Origin of the sequence: Enterocloster bolteae, from assembly GCF_002234575.2 — a bacterium.
Lineage (GTDB): Bacteria > Bacillota > Clostridia > Lachnospirales > Lachnospiraceae > Enterocloster > Enterocloster bolteae.
Genome location: NZ_CP022464.2, coordinates 1,461,050 through 1,473,740 on the forward strand (window position 1 = coordinate 1,461,050; position 12,691 = coordinate 1,473,740).

Annotated in this window: 11 protein-coding genes; all 11 read left to right on the forward strand. The window is 52.1% G+C overall.

Features of this window, described 5'->3' with window-relative positions; genetic code table 11:
* Position 1: 1 nt before the first annotated feature.
* Positions 2–538 carry an anaerobic ribonucleoside-triphosphate reductase activating protein gene (gene nrdG, locus CGC65_RS06845; protein ID WP_002565423.1) on the forward strand — a complete coding sequence of 179 codons (537 nt, stop codon included), beginning with the start codon at positions 2–4 and terminating at the stop codon, positions 536–538.
* 116 nt (positions 539–654) lie between these two features.
* On the forward strand, positions 655–1,671 hold the full coding sequence (locus CGC65_RS06850) for a LacI family DNA-binding transcriptional regulator (protein ID WP_002565422.1): 1,017 nt from the start codon (positions 655–657) through the stop codon (positions 1,669–1,671).
* Between the two features lie 331 nt (positions 1,672–2,002).
* Positions 2,003–3,067 (forward strand): sugar ABC transporter substrate-binding protein, encoded by a 1,065-nt coding sequence (locus tag CGC65_RS06855; RefSeq protein ID WP_002565421.1) that lies wholly within the window; start codon positions 2,003–2,005, stop codon positions 3,065–3,067.
* Between the two features lie 58 nt (positions 3,068–3,125).
* A complete protein-coding gene (locus CGC65_RS06860) occupies positions 3,126–4,643 on the forward strand; it encodes a sugar ABC transporter ATP-binding protein (RefSeq protein ID WP_002565420.1) in 1,518 nt (505 codons plus the stop codon).
* Between the two features lie 5 nt (positions 4,644–4,648).
* The gene (locus CGC65_RS06865) at positions 4,649–5,605 is read left to right on the forward strand and encodes an ABC transporter permease (protein WP_002565419.1); all 957 of its coding nucleotides are present in this window, start codon (positions 4,649–4,651) and stop codon (positions 5,603–5,605) included.
* Positions 5,606–5,619: 14 nt separating this feature from the next.
* Positions 5,620–6,453 carry a transketolase gene (locus CGC65_RS06870; protein ID WP_002565418.1) on the forward strand — a complete coding sequence of 278 codons (834 nt, stop codon included), beginning with the start codon at positions 5,620–5,622 and terminating at the stop codon, positions 6,451–6,453.
* Positions 6,446–7,384, forward strand: coding sequence for a transketolase family protein (locus CGC65_RS06875; protein WP_002565417.1), 939 nt, complete (start codon positions 6,446–6,448; stop codon positions 7,382–7,384). Before CGC65_RS06870 ends, CGC65_RS06875 begins: the two co-directional genes overlap by 8 nt.
* A 32-nt stretch (positions 7,385–7,416) precedes the next feature.
* Positions 7,417–8,901, forward strand: a complete 1,485-nt coding sequence (locus tag CGC65_RS06880; RefSeq protein ID WP_002565416.1) for an FGGY-family carbohydrate kinase — start codon at positions 7,417–7,419, stop codon at positions 8,899–8,901.
* Positions 8,902–8,966: 65 nt separating this feature from the next.
* Positions 8,967–10,010: an NAD(P)-dependent alcohol dehydrogenase gene (locus CGC65_RS06885; protein ID WP_002565415.1), complete on the forward strand. Its 1,044-nt coding sequence runs from the start codon at positions 8,967–8,969 to the stop codon at positions 10,008–10,010.
* A 21-nt stretch (positions 10,011–10,031) separates the two neighbouring features.
* A complete protein-coding gene (locus CGC65_RS06890; RefSeq protein ID WP_002565414.1) occupies positions 10,032–10,652 on the forward strand; it encodes a histidine phosphatase family protein in 621 nt (206 codons plus the stop codon).
* Positions 10,653–10,898: 246 nt separating this feature from the next.
* Positions 10,899–12,614 carry a GGDEF domain-containing protein gene (locus CGC65_RS06895; RefSeq protein WP_002565413.1) on the forward strand — a complete coding sequence of 572 codons (1,716 nt, stop codon included), beginning with the start codon at positions 10,899–10,901 and terminating at the stop codon, positions 12,612–12,614.
* Positions 12,615–12,691 lie beyond the last annotated feature (77 nt).

Below are 12,691 nucleotides of genomic sequence, written 5' to 3' on the forward strand. Positions count from 1 at the left end.
GATGAATTACGGTACAATCAAGAAGAACGATATTGCCAACGGCGTAGGCGTGAGGGTATCCCTGTTTGTGTCAGGGTGTACCCACCACTGTCCGGGCTGTTTTAACGAAGAGGCGTGGGATTTCGGCTTCGGGAAACCCTTTACAGGGGAGACGGAGGAGGAAATCCTGGACGCCCTTGCGCCGGATTATATAGAGGGCCTCACCCTTCTGGGGGGAGAGCCCTTTGAGCCGGAGAACCAGAAGGCGCTGGTGCCTTTTTTGGAAAAGGTGAGAGAGCGCTATCCGCAGAAGAACCTGTGGTGCTATACGGGATATACCCTGGAACAGGACCTTCTGAGGGACAGCCGGGCCAGGTGCGGCTATACGGACCGGATGCTGTCCATGATTGACGTGCTGGTGGACGGGCGGTTTGTGGAGGCCCTTAAGGATATCAGCCTCCCCTTCCGGGGATCGTCCAACCAGCGCATTCTGAATCTTAGGGCCACCCTTGAGAGCGGGAGCGCGAAGCTGCTGGAGATGGGCAGCGGAAGAATTTAGCGCTGTTGCGGATATGTCCGGAGATGCGTGGACATATCCGGAATGCCTTTTGGTATTGCAATTTAGTTAATAATTTAGTAAAATCAACTTAATTGTATGGCAAAGGGGGTCTGCAAATGGCGCTGAGAGCAAAAGATATAGCGGAAATGCTGGGGGTGTCCACGGCTACGGTTTCTCTGGTATTAAACAACAAACCAGGGGTGGGTGAGAAACGCCGTCAGGAAATCATTCAGAAAATAAAAGAAATGGACTGCGGATACATGCTGAAGGAACAGAGAATCAATAATGGTTCCATTGGGTTCGTGGTCTATAAACGTGAGGGGAGCATCGTGGATGAGTCCCCTTTTTTCACATATATCCTGGAGGGAATCAATAACCGTATCAACCATTACGGATATACCCTTAACTTCCTCTACATCAATAAAACCATGCCCAGGACGGAGCAGGAACACCAGATTAAATCAGGCGGATATAAAGGCCTCATCATCTTTGCGGTGGAAATGTATTATGACGACCTCCAGCTGTTCAAGGAATCCCAGATTCCATTTGCCATCCTGGACAACTCATTTCAGGAAAACGATGTGGATGCGGTGTCCATCAACAATGTACAGGGTACCAGCAAGGCGGTGTCCTATCTGTGCGGCATGGGGCACCGGGAGATTGGATATATCCGCAGCAAGGTCAGGATCAACAGTTTTGACGAGCGGTATAATGCCTTCAAGCACAAGCTCAGGAGCCTGGGAGGCATTTTCAACAAGGAGTATGTGGTTGACGTGGGGTATTCCGAGGAGGATGTGAAGCGGGACGTGAAGAAATACCTGGAGGGCCGCAAACGCCTTCCCACGGCTTTCTTTGCGGAAAATGACCTGATTGGATGCAGCGCAATCAGGGCCATGCAGGAATGCGGATACCGGATACCGGAGGATATTTCCGTGGTGGGGTTTGACAACCGGCCCATCAGTACCCTGGTGGAGCCTCAGCTGACCACGATTAACGTGCCAAAGGATATATTTGGACCGGCTGCCGTGGATCTGCTGATTTCCCGCCTGGACCAGGGGAGAGAACAGTCCCTGAAGGTGGAGATAGGAACCAGCCTGGTGAAACGCGGAAGTGTGAAAAAAATAACGGATTAAACCAAATCAAAAACAGAAGATATGCAGAAGCATGTACGGCATTTAATGCTGTATATGCTCTTTTTTTGTCTTTAACCCTTGCGAACTTAATTATATTAAGTAAATATCGTTAAAAATTTATTTTTGATTTAATTAAATTAATTAAAATTTAGTGAAAAACTATTGACACCAAAGGTATAACCTGCTATATTACGTGTAACAAGCACAAGGAAACCCATTAACAAAGAGAATAAATGGTTATAATGCACAAAACAACAACTTAATTAAATTTAGTTAAATCACAGGGCATATGTGCAGAAACCATTTTTCTCACATCAAAAGGAGGAACACAATGAAGAAAAGAGTAGTAAGCATCCTGTTAACCGGTCTGGCGGTCCTGAGTCTGGCAGCCTGTACGTCCAATGGATTGGAAGCGGCATCCGCCACCAATGACAATGCCAAGGAGGCGGAAGCGGGAACTGAGAAAAAAGAGGGTATCAGCGTTTACTGGGTGGGAAAGACATTGAACAATCCCTGGTGGATTTCCGTATCTGATTTTGCGCAGCAGACAGCAGATAATCTGGGCGTGGATCTGACCATTGCCATTCCCCAGGAGGAAGTGGACCTGGAGAAGCAGGTATCCATGATTGAGGCTGCCATTGAGAAGAAGGCAGACGCCATTGTGGTCTCGGCGGCCAGCTCGGACGGCGTGATTCCGGCCATCAAGAAGGCCAGGGAAGCAGGAATAAAAATAGTGAACTTTGATACGCGAATCAGCGATACAAGCGTGATTGACGCTTTTGTGGGCGGCGACGATGTGGCCGGAGCCTACAAGGCAGGTAAGTACATATGCGAGCAGCTGGGCGGGGAAGGCGAGGTTGCTATCATCACAGGACTGATGGAACAGTCCACAGGCGTTGACCGTCATGCCGGATTCATGCAGGCCTGTGCGGAATATCCGGGAATCAAGGTGGTTGCGGAACAGGGAGCCGAGTGGTCCAGCGATAAGGCAGCTGACGTGACTACCAACATCCTGACAGCGAATCCCAACGTAAAAGCCATATTTGCCTGCAACGACCAGATGGCAGTGGGCATGGTCAATGCGGCCAAGGCAGCGGGCAAGAAGGCAGATGACCTGATTCTGGTGGGATATGACGGAATTCTGGATGCGGTGAACATGACCATGGACGGTGATCTGGATGCGTTTGTGTCACTTCCTAACCTGGATGAAGGCGCCATGGGCGTGAAACTGGCAACGGCTCTGGTTATGAACAGTGATTACCACTACGACAGGGAAATTCTTTATGACTGCACCCTGGTTACAGGCGAGTTTGTGGACGGGCTGACAGACCAGACCATTTATGAGTACGCCGCAGAGCGGTTCCCGCTCAGAGGTCTTACCGAAAAGGGATATTAAAATCAGGGAACTGCCAGGAAGAACAGCCCCGGGAACGGGCGGATTGGAGAAGTAAAATATGGAACATTCCAAACCTATATTGGAGTTTAAGCATATTGTGAAGGAATTTCCGGGCGTCAGGGCCCTGGACGATGTTTCCATGGACTTCTATGAGGGCGAGGTAGTCGCCCTCATGGGGGAGAACGGTGCGGGCAAGTCCACGCTGATGAAAATTTTAAGCGGTGCCTATACGCGGGATGGAGGGGACATCGTCCTGGACGGACGTCCCCTTCCCAAACAGTATTCCACTCTGGAGGCCAGGGGATTCGGTGTGGCTATCATCTATCAGGAATTAAGCCTTATGTCAGAGATGAATGTCATGGAAAATGTATATGTGTCCCATGAGCCCAGGAAGGTGGGAAACCTCATTGATTTCAGGAAAATGTACGCGGATACAAAGGAACAGCTGGCGAAGCTGAATGCGGGACACATTGACCCCAGGGGCCGGGTAGGAGATTTGTCCCTGCCGGAAAAGCAGATGGTGGAGATAGCCAAGGCCCTGGCCGTGGACTGCAAGGTGCTCATTATGGATGAACCCACCACCTCCCTGACCCATGAGGAATCAGAACAGCTCTTTGAAATTATCGGGACCTTAAAGGCCAGAGGAATCACCACCATATACATATCCCACCGTCTGGATGAGATATTCAGGATATGCGACAGGGCAATCGTCATGAGAGACGGAAAACTGGTGGGCTCATCCGATGTCAGGACCAGCACGCCGGACGATGTCATTATGATGATGAGCGGAAAGGTGCTTAGCCAGCCAATGGGAGGCGGGCGCACCAGACGGGACAAGGCAAAAAGCATTCCTCTTCTGGAGCTGGAGCATATTACGGACGGCGGATTCATCCAGGATTTAAACCTGACTGTATACCAGGGGGAGGTGCTGGGAATCGGGGGACTGGTAGGTTCCAAGCGGACAGAACTGGCCCGGATGGTATGCGGCGCGGACCCTTTAAAGGGCGGCGTTATAAAGGTTTCCGGAAAGGCCAGGCGGATTACGAATACCAGACAGGCCATTGATGCGGGGCTGGGATACCTGAGTGAGAACCGCAAGGAGGACGGCCTGTCCCTGGGGCTGAAAATCGAGGAAAATACCATTCACTGTGACATGACGGCGGTCAGCAGACGCGGGTTCATGAACTGGAAAAGGGTCCGGGAGGTATCGGACAATTACATAAAAATGCTGAAAACCAAAGGCACATCCGCCACCCAGGTGGTAAATCTAAGCGGGGGAAACCAGCAGAAGGTGGCCATTGCCAAGTGGCTCCACGCAGGCTGCAACCTTCTCATCTTCGATGAGCCCACAAGGGGCATCGACGTGGCCGCAAAGGCCGAGATACACCAGTTAATCAGGAATTTTGCGGCGCAGGAGGGAAAGGCAGCCATCGTCATTTCCTCGGAGGTCAACGAGCTGGTATCGGTCAGCGACCGTATTATCGTTATGTCCAAAGGCCAGATAACCGGTGAATTGGAAGCGGAAGAGATAGAACAGAACAATGTGCTCAGGCACATTACGACGAAGGGAAGGTAAGTGCAGTGGATAAAGCTAAGAATATTTCATTGAAAAAACTTTTAACAGGAAGCCTGGGAACCGTTCTGGGGCTTGTCATCCTGGTAGTGGTGTTTACCGCTCTCAGCAACATATTTCTCACCCCCAGCAATATCAGGAACATCCTGATTCAGAGCGGTACCAATGCCATCATAGCAGTGGGTATGACCTATGTCATCATTTCCGGAAACATTGATATTTCCGTGGGCGCCTCCCTGGCATTGTCCTCCTGTGTGGGCGCTACCCTTATGGTGGGAACCGGCAATGTGGGACTGGGCGTGGCGGCTGTGCTGCTGACCGGTATCCTGCTGGGACTGTTTAACGGAAGCCTGGTGGCTTATCTGGGCTTTCCGCCCTTCATCGTGACGCTTTCCACCATGTGGCTGTTTCGGGGAATGGCATACCTGTATACGGGAGGCCAGGCAGTGGTGGGGCTGCCCCAGGGAATGACCAGCTTTGCCATGGGAAGTATACTTTACATACCAAATATCGTCTGGCTCATCGCCATTGTCTATATTATAGGGCATGTGGCCCTGCAAAAGACCACGGCAGGGCGCAAGGTCTGCGCGGTGGGTGATAATTCAGAGTCGGCAAGGCTTTCCGGCATCAATGTAAAAAGGGTCACACTGGCTGCCTTTGTGCTGTCTGGATTCTGTGCGGCGCTCAGCGGCATCGTGTATATGGGGCGTCTGAATTCAGGCCAGCCCATCGCAGGCCAGTCCTATGAGATGTACGCAATCGCTGCTGCCGTCATAGGCGGAGCCAGCCTCACAAAGGGCGGTATCGGAAGCATGGTGGGTACCCTGATTGGAGCCATCTTTATCTCCGTACTCCAGAATGGGCTTACCATCCTGAATGTAAACACATACTGGCAGCAGGTGTGCATGGGCGTGGTCCTTCTGCTGGCAGTGGGTCTTGACCGGTTCAGGAAGTCGGTAAAGTAGAGAAGGAGGAAAAAATGAACGAACTTAAGGTCCTTTCGTATGACTTGAGAAAACATGTGGTGGATATGATTATCGCGGGAAAGGGCGGGCATATCGGGGGCGACATGAGCGTCATGGAGATTCTGGTGGAGCTGTATATGAAACAGATGAATATAAGCCCTGAAAATAAAGAGCTGGACAACCGTGACCGCTTTGTGCTCAGCAAAGGCCATTCCGTGGAAAGCTATTATGCGGTATTGGCGAAAAAGGGATTCTTTCCCATGGAGGAGGTCATTTCCACTTTCAGCCAATTCGGCTCAAAATTCATCGGTCATCCCAACAACAAGCTTCCGGGAATCGAGATGAATTCCGGTTCCCTGGGCCACGGTCTTCCGGTCTGTGTGGGAATGGCCATGGCGGGAAAGATGGACCGGAAGGACTACCGTGTCTATGTGGTCATGGGGGACGGGGAGCTGGCAGAGGGCTCTGTGTGGGAAGGCGCCATGGCAGCCAGCCATTACTGCCTGGATAACCTGTGCGCCGTGGTGGACAGGAACCGGCTGCAGATTTCCGGGTGTACGGAGGATGTCATGGGCCACGATGACCTGCATGAGCGTTTCCGAAGCTTTGGATGGCATGTGATTGACGTGGCGGACGGAAATGACATAGACCAGCTGGACGCAGCCTTCGAGGAAGCCAAGACAGTGAAAGGAAAACCCACCGTACTTATCGCCAATACAGTAAAGGGGTGCGGCTCTCCTGTGATGGAGAATAAGGCTGCATGGCATCACAAGGTTCCCACAGCCCAGGAATACAGTGAAATCATCCGGGATTTTGAAAAAAGAAAGGAGGCCCTGCTTCATGAATAAAATACCCAACAGGAAGGCCATCTGTGACACGCTGATGGAGGCTGCAAAGGAGGATAAAGATATTGTGGTGCTGTGCAGTGATTCCAGGGGTTCCGCATCCCTGACTCCTTTTGCGGATGCCTGCCCGGACCAGTTTGTGGAAATGGGCATTGCTGAACAAAATCTGGTCAGCGTGTCGGCAGGACTGGCAAAATGCGGTAAAAAACCCTTTGCGGCTTCCCCGGCCTGCTTTCTCAGCACCAGAAGCTATGAACAGATTAAGGTGGATGCAGCGTATTCCAATACCAATGTAAAACTCATCGGCATCAGCGGGGGCGTCAGCTACGGAGCGCTGGGCATGAGCCACCATTCGGCCCAGGACATAGCGGCCCTGTCCGCCATACCTAATATGAGGGTTTATCTTCCAAGCGACCGTTTCCAGACAGCCTGCCTGGTGAAGGAGCTGTTAAAGGACGATAAGCCTGCCTATATCCGTGTGGGCAGGAACGCGGTGGAGGATATCTATGAGGAGGGAAATGTACCCTTTTCCATGGATAAGGCCACGGTCCTTTCCCGGGGAGGGGATGTGGCAATCATTGCCTGCGGGGAGATGGTAAAGCCTGCGCTGGATGCAGGGCGTCTGCTTGGGGAATCAGGAATCAGCGCAGGTGTGGTGGATATGTACTGTGTGAAGCCTCTGGATGAGGAGGCGGTCCAAAAGGCAGCCGGAGCAGCCAGGCTGGTGGTGACTGTGGAGGAACACGCGCCCTTTGGCGGGCTGGGCTCCAGGGTGAGCCAGGTGGTATCTGCCTGTTGTCCAAGGATGGTGGTGAACTTAAGCCTTCCGGATGAACCTGTCATTACGGGCACATCGGCAGAGGTGTTTGAATACTACGGCCTGACCGGGCAGGGAATTGCCCGAAGGGTACAGGAACTTCTGAGGCAGCTCTAATCTGAGACAGCTCTAAAAGGAAGGGAGAAGCAATGGAAAAGCAGTATCTTTTATCAGTTGACCAGAGCACCCAGGGAACCAAGGCCCTGCTGTTTGACCAGGAGGGAAACCTGATATGCAGGGGAGACCGGCCCCACCGGCAGATTATAAACGATGCAGGGTGGGTATCCCATGATTTAAATGAAATCTACTCCAACACCCTTAAGGTGGTGAGGGATGTGATTGAAAAGGCGGGGATTCGCAGAGAACAGGTGGCGGGGCTGGGAATCAGCAACCAGAGGGAGACATCGGCTGTCTGGGACAGGACAGACGGCCATCCGCTGGCAGATGCCATTGTGTGGCAGTGTTCCAGGGCAAAGGATATCTGTGCGCGGGTGGAGGAGTCCGGGAAGGCGGAATGGGTGCGCCGTACAACAGGAATCAATCTGTCTCCCTACTTTCCGGCCTCAAAACTGGCGTGGTTCATGGAGAACGTAAAGGAGGCGCCGCAAAAAGCGTCCGAGGGAACTCTTTGCCTGGGGACCATAGACAGCTACCTGGTCTACCGGCTGACCGGAGGAGCATCCTTTAAAACAGATTATTCCAATGCTTCCAGGACTCAGCTGTTCAACATACACAGCCTGGAATGGGATGAGGGGCTGTGCAGTCTGTTTGGGATTCCTGCAAATGCCCTGGCCCAGGTGTGCGATTCCAATGCATGGTTTGGGGATACGGATTTAGAGGGTTACCTGAACAATCCCATACCTATCCACGGCGTGCTGGGGGATTCCCACGGAGCCCTGTTTGGCCAGGGCTGCCTGGAAAAGGGGATGATTAAGACTACATACGGCACGGGCTCTTCCATTATGATGAACATTGGAGAAAAGCCGGTCATAAGTACCCACGGTGTGGTAACCTCCCTGGCCTGGGGCATGGACGGCAGGGTGAATTATGTACTGGAGGGAAATATCAATTATACAGGAGCGGTCATTACCTGGCTGAAGGATGATTTGAAGCTGATTGCGTCTGCCTCTGAGACAGAAGGTCTTGCCAGACAGGCCAATGAGGATGATACCACCTATCTGGTGCCTGCTTTTACAGGCATCGGAGCGCCTTACTGGGACAGCGAGGCCAGGGCAGCCATTGTTGGCATTACCCGCAAGACCAGAACACCGGAGCTGGTGAAGGCCGGACTGGAGTGTATTGCCTATCAGATTGCGGATGTGGTGGAGGCCATGAGCCAGGATGCGGGAGTCAGGATTGAAGAGCTCCGGGTGGACGGAGGCCCCACCAGGAACCGGTATCTGATGCAGTTTCAGAGCGATATTCTTGATATCCGGGTTCTTGTACCGGATGCGGAGGAGCTGTCTGGTATCGGAGCAGCCTATGCGGCCGGGCTGGCCCTGGGATTCTTTGACAGAAGCATATTCGGAAAGATGAAGCGGAGCGTGTTTGAACCAGCCATGGACCAGGATGCCAGACGTCAAAAGCAGGATGGATGGAGGGCTGCGGTAGGTACCGTGCTGACCAGATCATAACAGGAGTACCTAATATTTAAGGATATAGGAAACCGTTGGATTATAAATGAAAGAAGGGCTTTGATATGGAAGGAACAATGAAAGTAGCGGTTATGACAGGAAAAAAGAAAATGGAGTGGTGTGAGAGGGAGATTCCACAGCCAGGTCCGGGAGAACTGCAGATTAAACTGGAGTATGTAGGCGTGTGCGGTTCCGACCTGCACTTTTATTCAGAGGGACGCCTGGCCAACTGGGTGCCGGACGGTCCCCTGGTGCTGGGACATGAGCCTGGCGGAGTAGTAAGCGCAATCGGAGAGGGCGTGACCGGATTTGAGATTGGGGACAGGGTGGCCCTGGAGCCGGGAGTTCCCTGCGGTCATTGTGAGGACTGCCTTAAGGGACATTATAACCTCTGCAGGTCTGTGCGGTTTATGGCTATTCCCGGCGAGAAGGACGGGGTATTTTCAGAGTACTGTACCCATGCAGCCAGCATGACCTTCAAGCTTCCGGACAATGTCTCCACCATGGAGGGCGGTCTCATGGAACCGCTGGCCGTGGGTATGCACGCTTGTGAGCTGTCCAATGCAAAGCTGGGAGAGACGGCAGTGGTGCTGGGAGCTGGGTGTATCGGCCTCGTTACCCTTATGTCCTTAAAGGCACGGGGAGTCAGCGAGATATATGTGGCGGATGTGCTGGATAAGCGTCTGGAGAAGGCCAGGGAACTGGGGGCTACCAGGGTATTTAACAGCAGAAATGAGAATATAGAGGAGTTTGTGAAAACGCTTCCGGGAGGCGGCGTGGACCAGGTCTATGAGTGCGCCGGAAACCGTATCACCACCCTTCAGACATGCCGTCTGATTAAGAGGGCCGGAAAGATTACCCTTGTGGGCGTTTCGCCTGAGCCGGTACTGGAGCTGGATATAGCCACGCTGAATGCCATGGAGGGAACCATTTACTCTGTATACCGTTACCGCAACCTGTATCCGTCCGCTATCAGTGCTGTCAGCAAGGGACTTATACCGCTTAAGAAGATTGTATCCCATACCTTTGATTTTAAGGATGTCATAGAGGGAGTGGATTACAGCCTGAACCACAAGGATGAGGTGATCAAGGCGGTTATCAGGATGTAATGAACCAGGCAGGAGGAGAGGTTGAAGGTTTATCTGGTTAGACATGGAGAGACGGAGTGGAACCGCAGGGGGAAGATACAGGGCCAGGCCGATATTCCCCTCAATGAGAAGGGAGAGGCCCTGGCCTTCCTCACCGGACAGAAAATGAAAGATATCCCATTTAAACGGATCTATACCAGTCCATTGTCCCGTGCCAGGCGCACGGCAGAGCTCATAAGCGGACAGCGCGGACTTCCCCTGATGGAGGATTCCAGGCTTTTGGAAATCAGCTATGGAAACAGGGAGGGCCAGCTGCTGGCATTGATTCACAGACTGCCGTTTTTACGGCTTCACCGTTATTTTTCCCATCCCTCCGCCTACGTACCCCCTAAGGGCGGGGAGACCTATGATGATTTGAGAAAGCGCTGCCGGGAGTTTCTGGAGCAGGAGCTTAAACCTCTGGAGGAACAGATGGACCATGTGCTGGTCTGCGGACACGGCGCCCTGATACGGGAAATGGTGTGCATCATAGACGGGATTGCCCCGGATGCGTTCTGGAAGGGGCCGGTTCAGAAAAACTGTGCAGTCACGGTTCTTTCCCTGGAACAAGGGGTGTTTCAGGTAATGGAGGAAGGGACTGTTTATTATAATGATGATATATGAGGCCATACATTTATGAAATAATATATAATGAAGTAATAAATGAAGCAGCGTATGCGAAACAGGATGTTTCCGCCGGGCATGATTCTCTGGAGGAAACATCTTTTTTGTCCCTGAAGTCCGGTTCCTCTTTCATCCAATCCATGCCGGCGGGTCATTGACGGAGGGTGGGGATGATGATAAAATACATATAATACATTACAGAACGTTAGAAACGGCAGTGCACACGGCCGCCGGGAGGGAATGAATATGAACCATGTGGTAGTGGACCCGGTGAAAATGGATCTATATGCATTTGTCCTTAAGGATGCCTGCGATGAATTCTTTGAAGTGGATGTGGCAGAAAGGATTCTCAGGCCCATTTTCCTGACTCCGGGAAAGGGGGATGCGGCTTGCGGGACAGGCGAGATGGATGTCCGGGCAGCGGCAGAATTATTTGTCTGTGAGGAGGACAGGGCTGGTTTTCTGGCACTGTTCAGCCGTCAGAGTCTGGATGAGGTATGTGCCCATAAAATCGGAAAACAGGGGGAATTCCGGAGGATGCAGCAGGGAGGACGTGAACGCTGGGTCAGGGGAACCCTTTTTTCATGTGATGCCTGCGGCAGGGATAAGGCTCTGTTTTACACTGTGGATATTGAAAGCCGGAATGCGGCCAGGCTTATGCAGATGAACCGTGATTTGTTTGGTGTGTTCCTGGATGCCTATATAGGGATTGCTGAGCTGGATCTGGACCTGGGAATCGGGACCATTATTCAGTGTATCCCTATGCCGGACATGGCCCTGCGCTCCTTTCAGTGGGGGAGGATGGTGGGATATTTATGCAGCAACGTCATTTATCACGGGGACAGGGATATATTTGCAGGAACCTTTTCCCTTAAACACATGCGGGAAGTATGGGGTAATGGGCAGAAGAACATGTCCCTGGAGGTCCGGTATTCCGCGGATGGGGAAACCTTCAGGTGGGCAGAGGTAAACGCCATGCTGTTCAGGCGGGAGGATATGCCGGACAAGGTATATCTGGCCATGCGGGATACCAGCGAGCAGCACCTCTTAAAGGGAATTGTGGAGCGGTATGTATACAGCCACTGCGATTATTTCATTTATCTCAATGCCAGGAATAACAGCTATGTCATGTTCAGCAGCAAAGGGGACGGTACGCTTCTTCCGCCCGATCACTGTGATGACTATGAGAAAGCCATTGAGACATATGTGAGGAAATACATAGCCCCGGAGGATCAGGAGCTGGCAATCTGTGAAATGCGTATAAGCCGCGTGCTGGAGGAGCTGGACCGGACAGGGGAACACTGTTTTTACTGCGGCGTTATGGACTCTCAGAGGGGGTATACCCGAAAGAGGCTGCAGTATCTTTATTATGATAAAGAGAACCAGATGGTGCTGATGACAAGGACCGATGTCACGGACATTTATCTGGAACAGAAGCGTCAGAACAAGCTTCTCCAAAGGGCTCTTATGCAGGCTCAGACCGATCCTCTCACAGGCCTTTATAACCAGGCGGTGAAAGACATGATTGCGGAACGTCTGGAAGGGGAGGATGGAATAGCCGCGGTCCTGTTTATGGATTTGGATAATTTTAAGGTGATCAATGACACCCTGGGCCATATCAAGGGGGATTTGCTGCTTCAGGAGGTGGCGGGAGTCCTTAAGAAAACACTGAGAGCGTCGGACCTGAGCGGGCGCGTTGGAGGGGACGAGTTCCTTGCCCTGCTCCATCCGGTCAACTCACCAGCGGGTGTGCGTCAGTGTGTCCAAAGGATATGTGCCTCTGTCCGCAGTGTAATGGACAGGGATTTCCATGACTTCTGCGTTACATGCAGCATCGGCATATCCATGTATCCGGCAGATGGGACTAATATTGCCGCCCTGGTGGAGAAAGCGGATAAGGCGGCATATGCGGTGAAGAGAAAAGGTAAGAATGGATTTGCATTTTATTCGGATTTGTTATAGGATCATATATTAGAGTGAACGTTGCTGCCCTTCGGGTCATTCTTGATCAGCGGGCAGCTTTTTTGGTAATCCTCATA

Excerpts from the sequence above, each read along its gene's own strand:
- nrdG (WP_002565423.1), top strand. The coding sequence starts at position 2 with ATGAATTACGGTACAATCAAGAAGAACGATATTGCCAACGGCGTAGGC.
- CGC65_RS06850 (WP_002565422.1), top strand. The coding sequence starts at position 655 with ATGGCGCTGAGAGCAAAAGATATAGCGGAAATGCTGGGGGTGTCCACG.
- CGC65_RS06855 (WP_002565421.1), top strand. The coding sequence starts at position 2,003 with ATGAAGAAAAGAGTAGTAAGCATCCTGTTAACCGGTCTGGCGGTCCTG.
- CGC65_RS06860 (WP_002565420.1), top strand. The coding sequence starts at position 3,126 with ATGGAACATTCCAAACCTATATTGGAGTTTAAGCATATTGTGAAGGAA.
- CGC65_RS06870 (WP_002565418.1), top strand. The coding sequence starts at position 5,620 with ATGAACGAACTTAAGGTCCTTTCGTATGACTTGAGAAAACATGTGGTG.
- CGC65_RS06875 (WP_002565417.1), top strand. The coding sequence starts at position 6,446 with ATGAATAAAATACCCAACAGGAAGGCCATCTGTGACACGCTGATGGAG.
- CGC65_RS06880 (WP_002565416.1), top strand. The coding sequence starts at position 7,417 with ATGGAAAAGCAGTATCTTTTATCAGTTGACCAGAGCACCCAGGGAACC.
- CGC65_RS06885 (WP_002565415.1), top strand. The coding sequence starts at position 8,967 with ATGGAAGGAACAATGAAAGTAGCGGTTATGACAGGAAAAAAGAAAATG.
- CGC65_RS06895 (WP_002565413.1), top strand. The coding sequence starts at position 10,899 with ATGAACCATGTGGTAGTGGACCCGGTGAAAATGGATCTATATGCATTT.